The sequence below is a fragment of the Mesorhizobium sp. M0019 genome (genome assembly GCF_040323975.1).
Lineage (GTDB): Bacteria > Pseudomonadota > Alphaproteobacteria > Rhizobiales > Rhizobiaceae > Mesorhizobium.
Genome location: NZ_JAMYVK010000010.1, coordinates 67,677 through 87,079 on the forward strand (window position 1 = coordinate 67,677; position 19,403 = coordinate 87,079).

Here is a 19,403-nt window from a genome sequence, read left to right on the forward strand (position 1 = left end):
AATAGTCGGCATGTCCCGAAGGCTGCAGGCGACCAGGATCAGCGATGAACGTCCTTTCACGTCCAAAACTGCCATCCAGGCAGAAACTGCTGATCGTGTTCGGCACTAGGCCGGAGGCACTCAAATGCTTTCCAGTGGCGCGTGCCGCCCTTGCTCATCCAGGCTTCATCACCGAAATATGCATCACCGCCCAGCATCGTGAAATGGTCGACCAGGTTGTCGAGCTGACCGGCCTGCCGGTGCATCACGATCTCAACATCATGCAACCCGGCCAGTCGCTGTTCGACGTGACCTCGCGCGTGCTCCTGGGCATGGCCGAGGTGCTGGAAAAGTCGCAGCCCGATATCGTCATGGTACAGGGCGACACCACCACGGCAATGGCCGCGGCGCTGGCTGCCTTCTACAAGCGTGTCCCCGTCGCTCATGTCGAAGCAGGATTGCGCAGCCACAACATCAACTCGCCGTTTCCTGAAGAACTGAACCGCAAGATTGCCGGCGACATTGCTACCTGGCATTTTGCGCCGACCGTTCAAGCGCGCGACAATCTCATCGCCGAAGGAAAGGCCGAAAGCACCATCTTCGTGACCGGCAACACGGTGATCGACACGCTGTTGCATTTTTCAAGCGCGATCGATGCTGACAGGCTGATGAACGCGAAGCTCGCTGCCCGCTTCCCTTTCCTCGACCCTTCCAAGAAGATGATCCTCGTCACCGGTCATCGCCGCGAGAATTTCGACGGCGGCATCCAGCGCATCTGTACGGCATTGAAGGGATTGGCGGCGCGCGGAGATGTGCAGATCGTCTACCCTGTCCATCCAAACCCCAATGTGCGCTCAGTGGTCAACGCAGAGCTGGAAGGCGTGCCGAACATCCACCTGGTCGAGCCGCAGGACTATCTGCCGTTCCTGTACCTGCAGAAGCAGAGCTATCTGGTGCTTACCGATAGCGGTGGCGTGCAGGAAGAAGCGCCTTCACTCGGCAAGCCGGTGCTGGTAATGCGCGAAAATACCGAGCGACCCGAGGGGATCGTGGCCGGCACCGCCCGTCTTGTCGGCACCGACGTCGAGAAAATCCTGTTCAACGCCAATCGCCTGCTCGACGATCAGGCTGCCTATTGCGGCATGGCGGAACGACACAACCCATATGGCGATGGCCGGGCCAGTAACCGGATTGTTGAGGAACTGCTGCATCATGGCTGAAATCAAAACCGTTTCCGTAATCGGCATGGGCTATATCGGCCTGCCGACCTGCGCCATTTTCGCCAGCCGCGGGCTCAACGTCATTGGCGTCGATGTCAACCGAGCGGTGGTCGAGAAGGTCAACCGCGGCGAAATCCACATCGTCGAGCCGGACCTTGACGGTCTGATCCAGAAGGTCGTGGCGAACGGCAAGCTCATGGCCTACAGCACGCCGCAGCCGGCGGACGCCTATATCATCGCCGTGCCGACCCCGATGACCCACGATCATAAGCCGGACGTGACCTACGTGCTCGCGGCGGCACGAAGCATCGCCCCCGTGCTGAAGCGGGGAGACCTTGTGGTATTGGAATCGACATCGCCGGTTGGAACCACGCGTATCATGACCGGGCTGCTTGCCGAGTTGCGGCCTGATCTCAAATTTCCTGTCCAGCATGGCGAAGACGCCGATGTGCTGGTCGCCTATTCGCCCGAGCGTGTGCTGCCGGGAAAGGTGCTGACCGAGCTGATCAACAACGATCGCTCGATCGGCGGATTGTCCCGCAAATCGTCGGAGCGGACCGCGGCACTCTATTCGACCTTCGTCACCGGCGACCTGTTCATGACAACGGCCGAAAGTGCTGAGCTGGTGAAACTGACGGAGAACGCGTTCCGCGACGTCAACATCGCCTTTGCCAACGAGCTTGCCGCCGTGTGTCAGGATCTGTCGCTCAATGTATGGGAAGTGATCGATCTCGCCAATCGACACCCTCGCGTGAACATCCTCCAGCCGAGCCCGGGCGTTGGCGGTCACTGCATTGCGGTCGATCCATATTTTATCATCGACGCCGCACCCAACAGCACGCGGCTTATGGCTTCGGCACGCCGGATCAATTCCGAACGGCCCATGTCGGTGGTCAGGGATATTGAGGCCTTGCTCGACCCCTCCCGCAAACAGACGATCGCCTGTCTTGGCCTCAGCTTCAAAGCCAACATCGACGATTTGCGCGAGAGCCCGGCCGTCGAGGTGGTGAAACTTCTGTCCGATATCCCCAATGTGAAGATCATTGCGGCTGAACCCAACACAAATGCGCTGCCGCATGAGCTCGAGGGCAGGGGCATCGTGTTCACCGACGCACTTTCGGCCATCGACAAGTCCGATATCGTCGTCCTCCTGGTCGACCATCGGCAGTTCAATCTGGTCGACCCCGAAGCGCTCAAGGACAAGAAGCTCGTCGATACGAGGGGTCTGTGGACGTGGCGCAAGGCACGCAAGCCCGACGCCCGCATCGAAGGCAAGAAACCAGAGGTCGCACAAGTGACGCTTGCAAGGGAGCAGGCCGCATGAACGCGCACGCCCCGGCATGGGCGCAGCATTCCCTGTTGGCATCACGGCGCCGGGAGTTCCTTGGCGCACCGATCCATGCGCTGACCATGGCCGAGACACTGGCCATCGCCGACGAGGCGATGACCCTGGGGCGGCCGCTGCATCATGTGGTCGTGAACGTCGCCAAGCTGGTGACCATGCGCCAGAATGCCGAGCTGCGCGAGGACGTGGCTGGGGCGGACGTGGTCAATGTCGACGGCATCGGCGTGCTTTGGGGTGCACGTCTGTGCGGCGTCGCGCTGCCCGAGCGGGTGGCGGGCGTCGACATCATGATCAATCTGCTGAGCCTCTGCGCGAAGCGTGGATTCAGGCCGTATCTGCTGGGGGCCGAACAGCACGTTCTCGACGCGGTTGTAGTGAGACTTGCCAAGGACCATCCGAGCCTCGTCATAGCGGGAATGCGCAACGGCTATTTCAAGCCGGAGGACGAGGCCGGGATCGTCGCGGCGATCAACGCCTCGGGCGCCGACTGCCTGCTGGTGGCCATGCCGACACCGCGCAAGGAACGCTTTCTCAAACGCTACCGCGATGAACTCGCCTCAAGCTTCGTGATGGGCGTGGGCGGCAGTTTCGACGTCTATGGGGGCAAGGTTGCCCGTGCGCCGAAGCTGATACAAGCGGCCGGCCTGGAGTGGCTGTTCCGCGTCGTCCAGGAGCCGCGACGCTTGTGGCGCCGCTACTACGATACCAACACTGCCTATGCAGGGCTGCTGTGCCGAGAGTTCTGGGAGCGTCGCTGGCGCCGAAACGCCGGTTTATAGTTTCGCGTTCCCCCACAAAACAGGCGTTGACCCTGGACTTCGCTTTACGCGATCCGTAGCCGCGCTCGCAGCTGGGCGACGAATTGCGTCGCTGCCACAGGGTGGAACAACGAGGTCAGCCCGAAGAAAACCGCAGCACCGGCAGTGCCGCCGGCGACAAGCGAGAAGATTGCCGGCACGTCGCCGGGCACCATGCTGGCAAGCTTGGCGGCCACCCCCGTGCTGAGCGAGATGACCACCGAGACACCGATGTCGCGCCATGGCACCGGCACCGGTGTGAGCCGCTCGCTGATGATGATGCAGGTTATGGAGCCCACCACCGAGCCGCCCGCCAGCGCCAAAGCGGCGCCGATCTCCGCCATCGGGGGGATCAACAGCAGGGACAATGCGATTGTTGCCACCGAGCCGAAGAGATTGGCGATGATCAGCAGCCACGGCCGCTTGTGCGCGTGCACTACGACGCCATAGACGAAGCTGGTGAGGTTGGCGCACAGCACGCTGAAGGCAATGATCGGAAACAGCAGGCCGAAGCGGCCGTGATATTGCGAGGGCAGCATGAGCTCGGTGATATCGCTGCTGAGCGCGACCAGCATCGCTGCAATAGGCAGGCAAAGCCGCATCATCAGCGCCATCAGTTGCGACAGCAGCCGGCCCGACGCCGCGGGCCCATCCTCGTCGAACCGGCTGACCACCTCGGGAAAGGCGCCCATGTTGATGGCGTTGGCGACCATGTCGATCGGCTGGCGGGCCAGCGCATAGGCTGCGGCGAAGATCGCCACAGCGCTGGCATCGTAATAGATCTTGAGGAACAGACGCTCCGCGCTGTTGAGCCCGAAGCCTACCAGCGCCATGATGATCAGCGGCACACCGAGCGCAAAGAAGTCCCTGTGGGTGAAGCGCGGCGGACCGGCAACGAGCCGTCGCGATGCCATGATGCCCGCCACGATGCCGGCAATCAAGGCGCCGAGGCTCGAGCCGAGCGACACCGTCAGAAAGCTATCCTGAAAGACGAGGATAGCGCCGATCGGTAACGCGAGTTGCAGCAGGGCACGCAGGGCTTCTAGCATCGAATAGACCGAATGGCGCTGCTGCATCTGCAGCACCGTCAACGCGAAGCGGCTGATGGACCCGGCGACCAGATAGCCGCAGACTGCGATCGCGAACTCGACCCAGCGTTCAGGCACGATCACCGCCGACGCGCCTACCGATATGACCAGCGCCAGTGCCGTGGTGGCAAGCAACACCTGCCCGGCCAGCATCAGGCTGCCGCGGCTGACTTCGCCCTTGCCGCCAAGCCTGAGCAAGGCGATGCGCAGCCAGTTGGTGACGGCAATGTCGGTCATTTCCCCGACGGTCACCACCAGGGTGAGCAGGCCATACTCGGTCTGGTCGATCAAACGCGTCACGACGACCAGCAGGAGCAGCGCCGAAATTCGCGTCAGCAGGATCGCCGGAGCATAAATGAGCGTGGAACGGAGCAGCAAGGGCGTGTCCCTGGAAAACTCACCTTCGACTAGCCGCCGACTGGCGGAAAATCCAGCCCGATGATGCCGAAGGGTGAACAGATTCAGTTTGAACTAAAAGATTTGCCGTAAACCTTATCGGGAACGTTTGCTTTGCAGTTACCCGGTCTGTGTTATTTAGAGTACCATCATGTTGCAGCGCCTCATATCCGATCGAAAAATACATGTCCTGGTCGCGACGCCCTCGGGCGTTTCGGGGCAGGGCGGCATCGACCGCATCATGGGGGCGCTGAAGCAGGAGTTCGAACGGCAAGAAATCACCGACATCGATGTGCGCTTTCTTGCCAGTCGTGGCCCGGGGCATGTCGGACTTTCGATCTTCTATATGCTCGGTTTTTGCTTACGGATGCTTAAAGCGCGTCTGGCTGGACGCGCCGATGTCATTCATATCAACATCTCAGTTTCCGGCAGCACCTACCGCAAGATGGTGATCGCCGCCTGCGCACGGCTGCTGTCGATACCCTATGTCCTGCATTTGCACGGGGCGCAGTATCAGACATTCTGGAAAGCCGACCGCGGTTTCATAAGCCGCCGTATCAAAGCTCTGTTCGAGCATGCCGATCGGGTGATCGTTTTGGGCAGACTTTGGCGCGATTTCGTCGCCAGCCGGGCGCCGGGCGCAGCCGGCAATATCGTGATCGTGCCCAATGCGACCGAAGTCCCGTCGCTGGCGCATGTCGGCGGCGGCGACCATGTGCATATCCTGTTCCTGGGCCGCATCGGCGACCGCAAGGGCGTACCGCAATTGCTCGAGGCACTGCACCGCATGAGCCCTGTCAAGAATTGGCGCGCCACGATTGCCGGCGATGGCGAAGTCGAGGCGGCACGGGCAAAGTCAGCCGCGCTGCGGATTGCAGACCGGATCGCCTTTCCGGGTTGGGTGGGACCGGACGATGTCGCATCGCTGATTTCTTCGGCCGATATTCTGGTTCTTCCATCCTTCGCCGAAAATCTGCCGATGTCGGTGATCGAAGGCATGGCAGCCGGTTTGGCGGTGGTGGCGACCCCGGTTGGCGCCGTCGAAGACATAATCACCGACGGGCAATCCGGGCTGCTGGTGCCGCCAGGCGATGTTACAGCGTTGACCGAGGCGCTGAGCCGCCTCGTGGAGAACCCGGCACTGCGGGCAAAGCTTGGTGCCGGTGCCATGGCCGTGCATCGGGAACGGCTTGAGCTCGCCCCGTTTGTTGGCGCAATCTGCGATGTCTGGCGGTCGGCCGTGTCAAGCCGTCAACCGGTCAAGCGCTGAGGCCGACGATCGCGGCGGCGCGTCGAGCCTGAATTCGCGGTGGAATATCTCCAAATTCAACAGCGCCCATATCAGCTTTTCGTGGTCTGCAGCACGCGTGGTGTGTTCCGAGACGATTTGATCTAGCTGTTTCGGACTCAGATAGCTGCGAATGACGGAGTGAGGCGAGCAAAGATGGTCATGCACGTAGTTCCTCATCGATCCGCGAAACCATTCGGCGACCGGTACCTTGAACCCGACCTTGCGGCGGCTGAGAATTTCCTCCGGGAGGATATTGGCCATGCTGTCGCGCAGGATCTGCTTGCTGTGCAACCAACCCAGCCTGTAGCGATCGGGCAATTTGCTGACGAATGAAACCAGGTCTCGATCGAGGAACGGCATTCTTCCTTCGATTGAACCGGCCATCATCATGTGGTCGCCTCGTTCCAGGAGATTGTCAGGCAGCCACGATGTCTGATCGAAAAACAGCACGCGGCGAAGATGGGAAGCCGCAGCGCTTGACGAGAACGGAAAGTCGTTGCGCTCATAACGGCGATTTGCGGACGCGCCGATCAGGCAGGCGCGCTGCTGCGCCGAAACGGCTCCAAACCAGGAGACCATCCGGGCGGCAAAGTCCCTTTCGCCCGCGGTGCGGGCAAACGTATCGACCTTGGCCGACGCGCCCGGCATGGCGCGTACCAAAGGGGAAAGGACGTTATCGTGCAGCGAGGCTGGAACAAGCGACTGGTAGATCCCGGCCAGTGATTCCGCGCGATGCTTGGGATAGCCGCCGAGAATCTCGTCGGCTCCTTCTCCGGTGAGCACCATCTTGACGTCCTGGGCGGCGCGCTCCGACATCAGGTAAATTGGAATATCGCTGCTTTGCGAAACAGGTCCCCCGCGTTGGCGAACCATCGCGGGCAGCTGATCCATCAGATCGCCTGGCTGGATGACAAGTTCGCAATGATCGGTCTTGAAATGATCGGCAACGCGCCGGGCGAATGCAAGTTCGCTATAGGCTGCGTCGTCGAACCCGACGGAAAACGTGCGAATGGGCGTGGCGCTATGCCTGGCCATCAGGGCGACGATAGCCGAGGAGTCGAGTCCTCCGGAGAGAAAGGCCCCAAAAGGTGCATCGCTGCGCATCCTGATCTCGACGGAATGGTCGAGCAGTTCCAGAAATCGCTTCTTGGCGGTTTTTCCGTCGATCCGCTCGGCCAGGGCCGCCTGATCCGGAGGCGTATAGTAGCGCGTTTCCTTGACCACCCCTTGCGACCAGACAGCATAGCTTCCGGGATTGAGCTTGCGGATCTGTTTAAAAAGCGTGCGTGGTCCCGGCACATAACGCCAGTTCAGATACTCGTCCACCGCATCCAGATCGAGTTGCTGCGCATCTTGCTGCGCCGACAACAATGCGTTGATCTCCGAGGCAAACAGCAGCAAGCTTTCGCTTTGCATGAGGTAAAGCGGCTTTTCCCCGAAGGGATCCCGGCCGAGGATCAATTCCTGCCTCTGAGCATCCCAGAGTGCAAAGGCGAACATGCCGCTCAGCCGGTCGAACATGGACAAGTGCCACTGATCGTAGGCTCGGAGCAGCACCTCGGTATCGGAGCGCGTTCGAAAATGATGGCCAAGGCCGATCAGTTCCTGCCGCAACTCGATGTAGTTATATATCTCTCCGTTGAAAATTATTTTGAGACGGCCGTCCTCAATCTGCATCGGCTGATTTGACTCAGGCGCCAAGTCAATGATCGCCAGGCGGCGATGGACCAATGCCAATTGTTGCTCGCCGGTGTTCAGGTCCAATATCTCGGCGCCTTCGGCATCGGGACCGCGATGCCGCAATGCGTTTGACATTCTGGCGGCCCGCTCTTGTGGATTTTTAGCCCTTCGACCGATCCATCCGGCAATTCCACACATTGTTCCCCCTAGGCGCGCACATTCCTCAATTCAGTACAACAAATGTGTTAAACACTTCGTGCCAATACAACCCAACCGGGAGAAAGCTGCCACGGGCCGTTCCTCGATCGAGCCTGGCGGTCAGGGATTGCACCGGTTGTTCGCTGGTGAGGGCGAGTGACGGCACCTATGGCAGGCCCAATGCCTGCAGCATCTCCGGGTCGGGAACCGGGGGACCATCGGGCGGGATGAGGCTCATCCCATAAGCATTGGAGAACTCCCAGACAGACCATGGGATCGCGAAGCGTTCGGCCTCTCGGCGCACTGCCTTGAGATAGCGCGAACGGTCGGCCTCAAAGGCGCCCATGCGGCCGTCCGCGGACATGAGGATAGCGCCGAATTCGCCCATGAAGAGCCGCCGGCTGGGAATGCCATGGCCTTCAGCCCAGTCGACAGCCTGGCGAAAGCTCGCCTCCAGTTGGCTCTGGCCCCAGTTCTGCTCGAAATAGTTCGCGATTGCTTGGCGCGCGGTGGCCATGTTCATGACCTGCTCGACCCTGCTCAAGCCGGCAGCTTCCATCCGCGCTCTAAGGGTTTCGGTCACCACTTCGGGTGTACTACTGTCGGCCGGCCAGGGAAGTCCCGAAGCAAAGCTGATCGTGTCATCGGGCCGCTGGTGGGTGAAGCTGTGCGGCTCATACATATGGAAGCTGTAATAGAGGTTTGGGTCATCAAAGCCGGGGCTGAGGTTAACCAATCCGGCAATGCTGCCGCCGCAGGCGCCGGTTGCAACGATGGTAAGTTCGCTGCTGACCGCTCGAATGTCGTGGACGGTCCCTGCCATGATCCGCTGCCAGTGATCGCTGCCGCTCGCATCGCAAGGGTAGTATGCGGGCTCGTTGTAAGGTTCGAGGGCGACTTTGTCGGTGCCTATCTTGACCAGCATGGCAGCGACCGCCACAACCATTTGACGATAGCGGGCAACGCCCTCGCTGTCGGCGCCGCCATAGATCATCTCCATGCTGTAGTCGGGAACCTGAGTGACGCCATGCAGGTCGAAAACCACCTTGAGGCCGGTCGACGTGATCCGCTCAACGGCGGCGGCAAGTATGTCCAGCGCCTGCTGCCGCTTGGCGTCCCCGCTGGCAAGCAGCGGGCCGGGATCGACGCTCAGCCGGACGAAGTCGAAGCCCATCGATCGGATGTGGGCAAACACCTCCCCGGCCGGCCAGTCGGTGAGCGGCCTGCTTTCCGCAAGCCACTCCTTTTCGCTGCGATAGGGCGGCCAAACGTAGGTTCCGTCTTTCTCCACCGGCGACCAGTTGAGCCACTGATGCACGCCAACGCCGCGCTTGAGAGGGATGGGCTCTGCCGCGGCCGCCACAAGCAAGGCGAGCACCCAGGCAACAACATACACCGCTTTTCGCATCGCTCCCTCCGCATGCTCGCGGGAGATATTAACCGCAACGAACGGGAAAGAAGATTGCCGGCCCGCAGCTTTTCGACGGCATGGTATACAAGGACCGAAACGTTGACGGGGCGTGCATGAGAATCGGCTGGTACATCAACCGATTGCGCAGCATGGGACCGGCCGAGGTGTTGCACCGGCTGGGCGAGCAACGTCGAAGGATCGTGTCGCGCCGCCGCGATGATGGGTGGGAGCGCTATCCATCGCCGCAGTTGCACCCAGTGCTGCCCGGATTTCGCCATGCTGCGCTGGCAGCGACCGACGCTCAACGGCAGGCCATAGCGGCGGCCGCGCAAGAGATGCTTCATGGCCGGTTTTCGGCACTCGGGCGGACATGGCCAAAGCGTGAGCCCGATCTTTTGTTTCCTGCTGAGCTTTGGCGTCTTGATCCGGTAACCGGCAGGCTTTGGCCTGGCGCCGAGGCTCATACTTTCGATATCGATTTTCGCGATGGCGGCGACCTTGGCGATATAAAATATGTCTGGGAGGTCAACCGGCTGCAGCAATTGCCAGTACTGGCTGCACACCTGCTCCTCAGCGAGGACAATCGATCCCGGAGTGCCATTGAGGCGGCAATCGGCAGTTGGCATTCCGCCAATCCGCCGTTCCGAGGCATTGGCTGGGCTTCCGGCATCGAAGTAGCGCTGCGAGCCATCAGCCTGATCGTCACCCTGGACCTTATCGGTGACCGGCTTGACCCGGCGACGCTGCGGAAAGCTGGTGAGATACTCGCGGCAAGCGCCTATTGGCTGCCGCGGTTTCCGTCGCGATATTCCTCCGCCAACAACCATCTCGTCGCAGAGTTGGCTGGCGAATATCTGGTTTGCCTGGCGCTCGGGGCCGAATCCGAAATTGCCCGCAGCGCCCTCTTAAATGAGACGCACAAGCAGATTCTTGCCGACGGCGCCGGTGCCGAGCAAACGCCGACCTATGCAGCCTTCAGCGCCGAACTCATCTTGCTGTGCGCCGCCGCGGCACGCCAGGCGGGAACGCCGTTTCCCTCGGCCGTCGAAGCGCGTCTGGGCGCCTTCGCCAATTTCGTCGGCTGGCTGCCACAGAAAGCCGCCCGCTTCGGCGACGACGATGAGGGCCATGTGCTGAAGCTGGGCGACGAGCCGAACTATATCCGATCCGTCGCGGCCGCCATCCACGGCTTACTGGGGACGCCGGGCAACGCGCCGGAGCCTGACGATTTTCGTTCGCTTTTCTTTGGTGCGCCGTCAGGCCCGGCGCCCGCGGTGCATGGCTTGCAGACATTCACGCAAGGCGGGCTCTCCGTCTGGCGCGGAGCAATGAATGGCCGCAATGTCGAACTGACGTTCGACCATGGACCGCTCGGCTATCTCTCGATAGCGGCGCACGGCCATGCCGACGCGCTGTCGCTCACCCTGTGCATCGACGATGAGCCGGTGCTGGTCGATCCCGGCACCTGGCTCTACGGTTCGGGAGGCGCATGGCGCGACTGGTTCCGCTCCACACCGGCGCACAACACGCTCAACATCGAGGGCGAGAGCCAAAGCACCATCGCTGGAAATTTCAACTGGTCGCACAAGGCAGTCGCAGCGCTGGTGGAGAGCGAGCCGGGACCGCACTGGAGGCTGAGCGCCCGGCATGACGGCTATAGAAGCCGCTTCGGCGTCGTGCATCAGCGCACTTTGGCGCGCCAGGCCGATGGCATCCTCATCACCGACCAACTGCTCGGCGGCAGGCGCCAGTCCGAGATCGTCTTCCAACTGGCCGCCGGCCTCCATGCCGACCGGCACGAAGATACGGTCACGGTATTGCGCGGCGACGAGGTACTGTTGGCCATCCGCTTTCCTGATGCTGCGCTCGATATCGGCGCGGGCGGTGACATGCCGGGCCAAGGCGGTTGGGTTTCACTGCGTTTTGGCACTAGGCAGCAAGCCGAACGCCTCGCCTGGCACGGTGAAGTGGGCGAAGCCGGGATCGATATCCATCTTGCCCCAATTCACCCGCCGCAACAGCAAAAACCGGTGCCAACGTAGAGTTGCCGGGCGAGTTCCAGCCGTATTCGACATTAATTACGTTTGGACATTTAGCGGTTTCGTTACCGTTGATCTGCTAGTCTCGCACCATCCAGCCTGCTTTGCCCGCTGCGCCCGCAACAGCCACTGGTTGCAGGCGGCGTAGCGAGTTTGGCGGGAATTTTGTGCTTTGCTATTCGCCAGATCGCCTTCTTACGACTTACGACCAGGAGCCGCTGCATCAATGTTTTCCGAATTTGCCAGAGCGATTGTGGAAAAGCTTTCGAACGTCAATCTGACCACGCTCGGCCTGCTTCTCCTCACCGCACTGGGCAGCGCGGTGATCGCCTACTGGCGAACTGCCGAACATAAGTCCCTCAGGGACTTTTTCGACTTCGCCTTCCCACAGGAAGTCATCCTGCACCCGTCGGCGCGAGCCGACGCCCTGTTCTGGATCACGAAACGGGCGATGATGCCTTTCCTGCTTATTCCTGCCGGCGTCACCTTCGTCGTCGCGGTGGGCTATGGCACACGTGAGGCAATTGGCTGGCTCCTTAACATCCACGCGCCGCTTCTCGGCGGCCCGGCGGGACCGGTGACGATCGTCATCTTCACCGCAACCATGCTGGTCGCCTATGATATTTCATACTACCTCTACCACGTCGCCCAGCACCGTTTCCCGTTCCTGTGGGAATTGCACAAGGTACATCATTCGGCCGAAGTGATGGTGGGGATCACCAAGGACCGGGTTCATCCGCTGGACGATCTGATGAACCGTATGTGGGATGGCGTCATCCCGGGCATCTGCTTCGGTGTCTGGAGCCTGATCGCACTCGATCCGGTAGAGGTCGCTATCTTCGGCATCAACGTCTACGTCATCCGCAACATCCTGATGATGGACTTTGTTCGCCATACGCATCTCAAGATATCGTTCGGCCCGTTGAACAACATCATCCTGTGTCCGCACTGGCACCAGGTGCATCACAGCATCGACCCGCGTCACTACGATAAGAATTTCGGCCTGCTTTTTTCGTTCTGGGATCGTCTGTTCGGAACGCAATTTGTCCCGGAGCCGGATGAAGACCTGAAATTTGGCCTGGTCGATCGCGATGTGCGCGATTACCAGTCGCTCTTTGGGCTCTACATCCTGCCGCTCAAGAAGATGGCAAGGCATGTCATGCGACTGTTTCACAGACGGCCCAATGTGGTCGCGCAGCCACAGGACAGTTCTCCTTCATGAACACCGCTGTTTCCATCGACGTCCTAGGCGCGGAGCGCCTGGAAATCGTCCGTTCGGCGGATCGCCTGGCTGCGGTCGAAGCCGCTTGGATGGAGCTTTGGCATCGTACCGACGGGCTGATCTTTCAAAGCCATGCCTGGATTTCGGCATGGTGGAGTACCGTACAACGCCGTGACCAGCGCGCGTTGCGGATCGGCCTGGTCTGGAAGGGCGAGAGACTCGTTGCTGTCGTTCCGCTGGCGATCGGCAGGCGCAGAGGGCTGCGGTTTCTCGAATGGGCGGCCGGCAGCTATACCGACTATGGGGATATTCTCGTTGCTCCGGAATGCTCGTTATCGGCGCTGCAGGAGCTATGGACGCAACTCTGCGATGCAGGTGGCTTCGATCTTGCCTTGATCAGTCGTCTCTCGCCGGATGCGGCGGCCCGCAAAATTTTCACGCCGGGAGCTTCCGGCGGCATCAGGCTTCGTCACTTTCACCGAACGGAAGTCAGCTATCGCGTTGCCGGACAATGGGAAAGCGGAGCGGCATGGTTGGCGGACCAGTCGAAAAAGACGCGCCAGAACTATCGGCGCGGCATCAAGGCGCTGGAAGAAACCGGAGAGGTGAGATTTCGCCTGCTTGCGCCCGACGAGCCGCTGCAACCGGTACTGGAGCGCCTCGCGGCCTTGAAGCGGAAATGGCTGACCGAGCGCATGCGTGAATCAGACCTCTTCGAAGAGGGCGTGCCGGTACTCGCCGCGCTCGTCGATGCGTTGGCGCGCGCCGGCGTGCTGCATATCTTCGTCCTCGAATGCAATGGCGTGATGGTCGCGGTGTCGATCAACTTCGTCCAGCACGACGTGATGATGGCCTTCGTGACGACGTTCGATCCGGATTTCGGCCGGGCGTCGCCGGGTGTGATCCTGTTGATGGATTACGTGCAGTGGTCGATCGATCACGGCTTGAGCATGGTCGATTTCCTCTGTGGCGCAGAGTCGTTCAAACACAAATTCTCAACGCAGGCGGTTACGCTGGAATCCGTCATCGGGACGCGCACGGCACAGGGCGCGCTTGCATTTCTTGCCGATCGTGTCCTCCAGACCGTCAGGCATATGCGCGAGCGGTCATCGGCACCACCAGAGGGACGCGATACGCCCGCTCAAGCCGAAGCAGCCTTGGACTAAAGCGCGTCGCGTTCGATCGGCCTCATGCGACGCGCTTTAGATTCTTGTTTCATACATGTCGTTATCGCAAAACCGCTGCACTTTTGCGCGACATGCTTTAGAATGGTTCATCGTTTCACGGAAACGCCGAACAGCTCCATCTTTTGTTTTGACGCAATTCCGGATGAAAACCGTTCACACTTTTCCTGGAATTGCTGTAGCGACCCGCTCGCAAAAAGCTCAAATGAAGCGCGGTATCGGACCGTTTTGCGGCGTGGTGCGGTCGCCGAGGTCGAGGAAGATTTCGTCGATGTAGCACCATCCCCAACCTTCCGGCGGATCGTAGCCTTCGATGACAGGATGGCCGGTTGCCCGAAAATGCTTGGTGGCATGACGGTTGGGCGAGTCGTCGCAGCAGCCGACATGGCCGCATGTGCGGCAGAGCCGCAGATGCACCCACTGCGAACCGCTCTTCAGGCATTCCTCGCAGCCGAGCGCGCTCGGTGTCACGTCGCGAATGTCCCCGGCGTGCCTGCATTCGTCTGCCATCATACGCTCCTGACCAGTTGTGGCGCCACGGCGAGACTGCCGTTTCGCGCGAAATATGCATGCAGCGCTGCAACCACCTGGGCGCCTTCGCCGACGGCAGCGGCGACGCGCTTGATCGAGCCGGAGCGCACGTCGCCGATGGCGAACACCCCGCCGCGGTTCGTCTCCAGTGCACCACGTTCCTGGCCAATGTCAGGCCCGGTGCGAACGAAGCCCTTCGCGTCCAACGCCACGCCGCATTGCGCCAGCCAGTCGGTGTTCGGATCGGCGCCGATGAACAGGAAGAGGTGGCGGATCGGACGTGCTGTCTCGGTGTCGCGGTTGCGCCAGCGCACTTTGCCAAGATTGCCGTCGTCGCCTTCCAGTGCCGCAATCTGCGTCTCAGCCAGCACTTCGATGTTCGGCTGTGCCCTGACGCGCTCCACCAGATAGCGCGACATGCTCGCATCGAGGCTGCTGCCGCGCGCCAGCAGCCATACCTTCTTCACATGCGCCGCCAGGTAGACGGCAGCCTGACCAGCCGAATTGCCGGCGCCGACAAGGGCTACCTCTTGCCCGGCGCAAAGCCGCGCTTCGATCGGCGAAGCCCAGTAATGCACGGAGGTTCCCTCGAATTGCGCCAGGTTTGCCATGTCGAGGCGGCGATAGCGCGCTCCGCTGGCGATCACCACCGACCGTGCCCGCACGGTCTCCCCGCCGCCGACGGCGAGCGTGTAGTGGGCACCGGACGTGTCGCTTGCGCTGCCCAGCAGCTTCGCCTCGTCCGGTATCACCATCTCGACGCCGAATTTCTGCGCCTGGTTGTAAGCGCGCGCCATCAGCGCCATTCCCGAAATGCCGGTCGGAAAACCGAGGTAGTTCTCGATGCGCGAGGAGGCACCCGCCTGTCCGCCGAAGGCACGGCAATCGAGCACGATCGTCGACAACCCTTCGGAAGCCGCGTAGACGGCCGCCGCGAGGCCGGCCGGTCCGGCGCCGACAATGGCCACGTCGTACAGCTTGCCGGCGTCGATCGGCCTCACCAGGCCGATGCAGCGGGCAAGCTCGTTCTCTCCGGGATTGAGCAGCAGCTTGCCGTTCGGACAGAGCACGATCGGCAAATGGTGGATATCGACATGGAAGCGTTCGATCAGGGTCCTGGCGCAGGGATCGGCAGCCGAATCGAGAACGCGATGCGGCTGACCGCTGCGAGCCAGAAAACCTTGCAGCCTCAAAACGTCGCCGCTGTCGACCGGTCCGACAATGATCGGGCCGGCTGTGCCGCTCTCGAGCAGGCCGACACGGCGCAGGATCAGCGCCCGCATGATGCGCTCGCCGAGGTTTGCTTCCTGCACCATCAGGTCCCTCAGCCTTTGCGAGGGGATGACGAGCGCCTCGACCGGCTCGACCGCCTCCACATCCACTAGTGAGGGTCGGGCTGAAAGCTGCGCCAACTCGCCGACGAAATTGCCTGCACCGTGCGTGACGATTGTTTCGCGCCGGCCGAAGCTGCCGCCCTGGATGATATCCACCTTGCCGGACAGGACCACGATCAGACCGGGCGCCAGCTCGCCGGCTTTGACGATCTGTTCGCCTGCAGCATAGGACACGGCTTCGCCGAAACGGCCCATGCGGTCCAGTTCTGCCTCAGCCAGCACTGGAAACATCTGATCGCGACGGGCAATGGAGATCGGATTGGCGGGTTGAGACATGGTTCGAACCTATCGCCGGTTTCCGACAGTTTGAAGCGGTTTTTGCGGCTTGCGGCCGGTAGGAACCTAGCCCGCCTGTCGGTAAACGCTGTGTCCTTCGCTTCGCAGTTAACTGACGGCGGCCGTGCGACGATGTCGTCGCGACGTGCCTCACAATCCGTTGCATCTCCTTGATTTGTTTGATTTGTGCATCCCGGCAAACCCGGCGCATGCTGCTTCAGCCGGCACCTGCCTAAGCCGGCCAGGCCCGGCGGGCCGTCCTGTGTCAAACTCTCGGCCGCCGGGCTTCTGGACAGCAGAAAACGGCCTGTGTCCGAGCACTCCGCAAACTGGCCTGCGGCCTGTTGTTCGGCGAGTGCTCAGGCAGCTACCTGAAGCACAATCTTGCCGCGCGTATGCTGCTTCTCGAGCTGTTCCTCGGCCCTGGCGACTTCCTCAAGAGGATAGATTGCCTGCACGAATGGCCTGACCTTCCCGGCGTCGATGAGGCGGCTGATCTCGGCAAGCTGCGCCGCGTTCGGCTTGGTCAAATAGGAAACGCCGCGAGCCCGATGCAGGCGGGCCTTCACCGCCGACGGCTCGGAAAGCGTTGAGACGAGCGTCCCGCCGGGCTTGAGCACGTCCCACGAGCGGTCCTGTGTTTCACCCGCTACCAGGTCGAAGACGAGGTCGACGTCCTCGACAAGCTCCTCGAAGCGCTGGTTCTTGTAATCGACCGCCTGGTCGGCGCCAAGCGCGCGGACGAAATCGAAATCCTGCGCGGACACGGTCGTCGCGACAAACGCGCCCGCGGCCTTTGCGAACTGCACCGCCAGATGACCGACGCCGCCGGCGCCGCCATGGATAAGGACCCGCTGCCCGGATTTGAGGCCGCCGTGATCGAAAAGGCCTTGCCACGCGGTAAGGCCCGCAAGTGGCACGGCGGCGGCTTCGGCGTGGCTTAAGCGTTGCGGCTTCGCCGCCGCCTCCGTTGCCTTGACGACGACATATTCGGCGTTGCCGCCGCGGTCGTTGCCGAGCATGGCATATAGCGGATCGCCCTTCTTCAGCATATGGGCCCGCGTGCCGCACAGTTCCACCACGCCGGATACGTCGCGGCCGAGCGTGACGGGCAGATCCGCGCCCGAAGAGCCCTCGCGAACCTTGTAGTCGACGGGATTGACGCTTGCCGCGTAGACCTTGAGCGTGACCTCGTCGTCATGCGGCTGAGGCAACGGAACCGCGTCCAGCGAAAGAACCTCCGGTCCACCAAAATCGTGGATACGGACGGCCTTCATCGTAATCATGGCTTGCTCCTCGTCGGTTTGCAGTCCAGTTCGCTCTGAACAGTTTCGCCGGCAGGCCGGCGTCTATCCAGCCGGCGGTTCGGTCGTAGCAAAGGCCGGCCGGTGGTGCGCCGTCAGTGTATCGTTTGCGAATGCTCGCCGCCGGGTTGCGAGAAGCCGCTCAGCGCTTCACCTGCTGTCGCCGTCTCGCTGTTGGTGGCGAGGTCGCCCAGCGAAACGATGCCGACCAGGCGCTTGTCGCGGTTTAGCACCGGCAAGCGGCGCACTTTCAGGTCAGCCATGTTACGCAGAACATCCTCCGCGTCTTCGTCTTCGAAGCAATACCTGACCTCGGTGCTCATCACTTCCCGTACCTTGGCGTCAGGTGTCTTGCCTTGGGCGACGCCGCGGATTGCGATGTCGCGATCGGTTACCATGCCGACAAGCCGATCGTTCTCGCCCACCGGCATTGCGCCGGCGTCGAGGCGACCCATCATTTCTGCCGCATCGCGCAGGGTTTGCTGCGGACTGGCGATCTCGACGTCCTTTGTCATGCAGTTGCTAACTTTCATTTTAACCTCCGTTGGTTGCAGGGCCCGCCGCGGGTTTCCATGATGGAAGGGTGAATGAGCGCCAGCGCAAAACGTTCCATGGCAAGACCCGTTTCGAGCGCTTCGCCGAAATCACCCTTGCCATCCTCCACCCGACCGCCCTTCAGGCGGTCGGCCCGGGAAAGGTCGGTTCCGAAGGAATTTCGGAAGGCGTGCCGGGAGGAACTCCGATCGGCTCCTGGTCCGGCGTCGGAATTGGATCCGGCGAGGGCGGGGGTACGCCTGGAGGTTCTCCCGGCGGAGTCTCCGGCGGGGCAGGCGGCCGGGCCGGCTCCGGATTGGGATTGTCCGGCAGTGGATTCGGGTTATTCGGATCGGGATTGTTCATCGATCACTCCCCTGACAACTGTGACCTGATCTCCGCCAAGAGCGGGTTGCCGCAGCGGCGAGCAGGCTCTCTTGTCCTAAACCAAGGGGAAGCAAAAGCGTTCCCGCTTCCGACGCCACGCGCGGTGCCAATCTATCGGGCGGTTCCCAGGCTGGCATACATTCCGTTGGTGCGGAATTGCGTCGGGTTGATGCCGTAGAGGCGGCGGAAGACCTTCGAAAAGTAATTGGCATCCTCAAAGCCGCACATGATGGCGACTTCCTTGACCGGCAGGAAATCGGTCTTCGTCAGCAACTTCGCCGCGCGCTGCAGTCGCTGCTGCAGCACAAATTCGGCGGGCGGAAGTCCCTCGCTCTCGGCGAAGCAGCGCGAGAAATGCGCGCGGCTCAGGCCGCTGATCTCAGCGAGATCGGCAACGCGGAGCGGCCTGTCGAGATTGGCCCTGATGTGATCGATGACCGGCTGCATGGCGCTCTTGTCGTCGGTGACGGCATGCGAGCCGAAGACATCGTCGTAGAGCGCCATGGCTGCTTCATAGGCGACGGCCGAGGCGGCTCCCGGCGAGACCGCGCCCGTGATCAGGCGCACACTGCAATCAGCCAGATGATCGATCGTCGAGGGCTGCAGCCGCAGCACCGGACCGACGGCGGCAAGGATCGACTTGTGGATGCGCAGTGCCTCCTCGCCGTTCATCGATATCCAGAAGAACTCCCAGCGTTCGCCCTTGGCCAGCCAGTAACGGTGGTTGTGCGGCACGAGAACCAGCAAAGTGTCGCCCTTTTGCAGGCGGTAGTTCCGGTTCTCGTAGCGCAATCGGCCGGTGCCGCTGATCGTATGCTGGAGCACGGTAAACGGCGTCAGGCCGCGCTTGCGCCCATCCCAGTCGTAGACCTCGTTCTCGCGCACTTCATAGCCGGTGCTTGTCGGCATGGTGTGTAGGCGCTGGCGCCCGCGCGGCAGCGATACCGTCCTGCCCGCCGGCCCGATGTCGATCAAGTTCCGCAGCACAAAATTACCCCTAAAAGCATAATCCTTCTCTGGTCGCGTGCCGAATAAGGCGCATAATCCCTCGAGAAAAGCAAAAGAAACCGCGGTCAAAGAGCGGATGGGAGGAAGTGCCGGATTCCAGCCTGCATAGCGTGGCAGGC

Annotated in this window: 14 protein-coding genes and 1 pseudogene; 7 read left to right on the forward strand and 8 right to left on the reverse strand. The window is 61.5% G+C overall.

The window, feature by feature from the left end; genetic code table 11:
* The first annotated feature begins 44 nt into the window (after nucleotides 1-44).
* Genes wecB through NKK47_RS10185 form a run of 3 tightly spaced genes read left to right on the forward strand, consistent with a single transcriptional unit; the run spans nucleotide 45 to nucleotide 3,323 of the window.
* Nucleotides 45-1,199 (forward strand): non-hydrolyzing UDP-N-acetylglucosamine 2-epimerase, encoded by a 1,155-nt coding sequence (gene wecB / locus NKK47_RS10175; protein WP_023677159.1) that lies wholly within the window; start codon nucleotides 45-47, stop codon nucleotides 1,197-1,199.
* The gene (gene wecC / locus NKK47_RS10180) at nucleotides 1,192-2,523 is read left to right on the forward strand and encodes a UDP-N-acetyl-D-mannosamine dehydrogenase (RefSeq protein WP_023677160.1); all 1,332 of its coding nucleotides are present in this window, start codon (nucleotides 1,192-1,194) and stop codon (nucleotides 2,521-2,523) included. Before wecB ends, wecC begins: the two co-directional genes overlap by 8 nt.
* A complete protein-coding gene (locus NKK47_RS10185; RefSeq protein ID WP_031211886.1) occupies nucleotides 2,520-3,323 on the forward strand; it encodes a WecB/TagA/CpsF family glycosyltransferase in 804 nt (267 codons plus the stop codon). The genes wecC and NKK47_RS10185 overlap by 4 nt, the downstream gene beginning before the upstream one ends.
* A 44-nt stretch (nucleotides 3,324-3,367) precedes the next feature.
* Here the strand turns inward: NKK47_RS10185 and NKK47_RS10190 are convergent, their stop codons facing one another.
* Nucleotides 3,368-4,807: a lipopolysaccharide biosynthesis protein gene (locus NKK47_RS10190; RefSeq protein WP_352576415.1), complete on the reverse strand. Its 1,440-nt coding sequence runs from the start codon at nucleotides 4,805-4,807 to the stop codon at nucleotides 3,368-3,370.
* A gap of 169 nt (nucleotides 4,808-4,976) precedes the next feature.
* Here NKK47_RS10190 and NKK47_RS10195 point away from each other — a divergent pair, with 169 nt between their 5' ends.
* Nucleotides 4,977-6,095 carry a glycosyltransferase family 4 protein gene (locus NKK47_RS10195; RefSeq protein WP_023677163.1) on the forward strand — a complete coding sequence of 373 codons (1,119 nt, stop codon included), beginning with the start codon at nucleotides 4,977-4,979 and terminating at the stop codon, nucleotides 6,093-6,095.
* Here the strand turns inward: NKK47_RS10195 and asnB are convergent.
* Nucleotides 6,069-7,994: an asparagine synthase (glutamine-hydrolyzing) gene (gene asnB, locus NKK47_RS10200; RefSeq protein ID WP_051406144.1), complete on the reverse strand. Its 1,926-nt coding sequence runs from the start codon at nucleotides 7,992-7,994 to the stop codon at nucleotides 6,069-6,071. The genes NKK47_RS10195 and asnB overlap by 27 nt on opposite strands.
* A 166-nt stretch (nucleotides 7,995-8,160) precedes the next feature.
* Nucleotides 8,161-9,402, reverse strand: a complete 1,242-nt coding sequence (locus NKK47_RS10205; protein WP_352576418.1) for a glycoside hydrolase family 5 protein — start codon at nucleotides 9,400-9,402, stop codon at nucleotides 8,161-8,163.
* Between the two features lie 116 nt (nucleotides 9,403-9,518).
* On the opposite strand from NKK47_RS10205, the gene NKK47_RS10210 reads away from it, so the two are divergent.
* From NKK47_RS10210 to NKK47_RS10220, 3 genes are all read left to right on the forward strand, one after another.
* On the forward strand, nucleotides 9,519-11,447 hold the full coding sequence (locus tag NKK47_RS10210; RefSeq protein ID WP_031211889.1) for a heparinase II/III family protein: 1,929 nt from the start codon (nucleotides 9,519-9,521) through the stop codon (nucleotides 11,445-11,447).
* A 223-nt stretch (nucleotides 11,448-11,670) separates the two neighbouring features.
* Nucleotides 11,671-12,666 (forward strand): sterol desaturase family protein, encoded by a 996-nt coding sequence (locus NKK47_RS10215; protein ID WP_023677167.1) that lies wholly within the window; start codon nucleotides 11,671-11,673, stop codon nucleotides 12,664-12,666.
* Entirely contained in the window at nucleotides 12,663-13,832 is a 1,170-nt protein-coding gene (locus NKK47_RS10220; RefSeq protein WP_023677168.1) for a GNAT family N-acetyltransferase, read from the forward strand. The genes NKK47_RS10215 and NKK47_RS10220 overlap by 4 nt, the downstream gene beginning before the upstream one ends.
* A 219-nt stretch (nucleotides 13,833-14,051) precedes the next feature.
* Here NKK47_RS10220 and NKK47_RS10225 read toward each other — a convergent pair whose 3' ends face one another.
* The 5 genes and pseudogenes from NKK47_RS10225 to NKK47_RS10245 form a co-directional block, all read right to left on the reverse strand.
* The gene (locus tag NKK47_RS10225; protein ID WP_036238601.1) at nucleotides 14,052-14,363 is read right to left on the reverse strand and encodes a UBP-type zinc finger domain-containing protein; all 312 of its coding nucleotides are present in this window, start codon (nucleotides 14,361-14,363) and stop codon (nucleotides 14,052-14,054) included.
* Nucleotides 14,360-16,051: an FAD-dependent oxidoreductase gene (locus NKK47_RS10230; protein WP_352576420.1), complete on the reverse strand. Its 1,692-nt coding sequence runs from the start codon at nucleotides 16,049-16,051 to the stop codon at nucleotides 14,360-14,362. Before NKK47_RS10230 ends, NKK47_RS10225 begins: the two co-directional genes overlap by 4 nt.
* A gap of 359 nt (nucleotides 16,052-16,410) precedes the next feature.
* Nucleotides 16,411-17,337, reverse strand: coding sequence for an NADP-dependent oxidoreductase (locus NKK47_RS10235; protein WP_245274720.1), 927 nt, complete (start codon nucleotides 17,335-17,337; stop codon nucleotides 16,411-16,413).
* 113 nt (nucleotides 17,338-17,450) lie between these two features.
* A complete protein-coding gene (locus NKK47_RS10240) occupies nucleotides 17,451-17,888 on the reverse strand; it encodes a CBS domain-containing protein (protein ID WP_352576422.1) in 438 nt (145 codons plus the stop codon).
* 499 nt (nucleotides 17,889-18,387) lie between these two features.
* Nucleotides 18,388-19,391 (reverse strand): annotated as a pseudogene (locus NKK47_RS10245) (AraC family ligand binding domain-containing protein).
* Nucleotides 19,392-19,403: the final 12 nt, after the last annotated feature.

Excerpts from the sequence above, each read along its gene's own strand:
- wecB (WP_023677159.1), top strand. The coding sequence starts at position 45 with ATGAACGTCCTTTCACGTCCAAAACTGCCATCCAGGCAGAAACTGCTG.
- NKK47_RS10220 (WP_023677168.1), top strand. The coding sequence starts at position 12,663 with ATGAACACCGCTGTTTCCATCGACGTCCTAGGCGCGGAGCGCCTGGAA.
- NKK47_RS10195 (WP_023677163.1), top strand. The coding sequence starts at position 4,977 with ATGTTGCAGCGCCTCATATCCGATCGAAAAATACATGTCCTGGTCGCG.
- NKK47_RS10240 (WP_352576422.1), bottom strand. The coding sequence starts at position 17,888 with ATGAAAGTTAGCAACTGCATGACAAAGGACGTCGAGATCGCCAGTCCG.
- NKK47_RS10205 (WP_352576418.1), bottom strand. The coding sequence starts at position 9,402 with ATGCGAAAAGCGGTGTATGTTGTTGCCTGGGTGCTCGCCTTGCTTGTG.
- NKK47_RS10215 (WP_023677167.1), top strand. The coding sequence starts at position 11,671 with ATGTTTTCCGAATTTGCCAGAGCGATTGTGGAAAAGCTTTCGAACGTC.
- NKK47_RS10225 (WP_036238601.1), bottom strand. The coding sequence starts at position 14,363 with ATGATGGCAGACGAATGCAGGCACGCCGGGGACATTCGCGACGTGACA.
- NKK47_RS10235 (WP_245274720.1), bottom strand. The coding sequence starts at position 17,337 with ATGATTACGATGAAGGCCGTCCGTATCCACGATTTTGGTGGACCGGAG.
- NKK47_RS10210 (WP_031211889.1), top strand. The coding sequence starts at position 9,519 with ATGAGAATCGGCTGGTACATCAACCGATTGCGCAGCATGGGACCGGCC.
- NKK47_RS10185 (WP_031211886.1), top strand. The coding sequence starts at position 2,520 with ATGAACGCGCACGCCCCGGCATGGGCGCAGCATTCCCTGTTGGCATCA.
- wecC (WP_023677160.1), top strand. The coding sequence starts at position 1,192 with ATGGCTGAAATCAAAACCGTTTCCGTAATCGGCATGGGCTATATCGGC.
- NKK47_RS10230 (WP_352576420.1), bottom strand. The coding sequence starts at position 16,051 with ATGTCTCAACCCGCCAATCCGATCTCCATTGCCCGTCGCGATCAGATG.
- asnB (WP_051406144.1), bottom strand. The coding sequence starts at position 7,994 with ATGTGTGGAATTGCCGGATGGATCGGTCGAAGGGCTAAAAATCCACAA.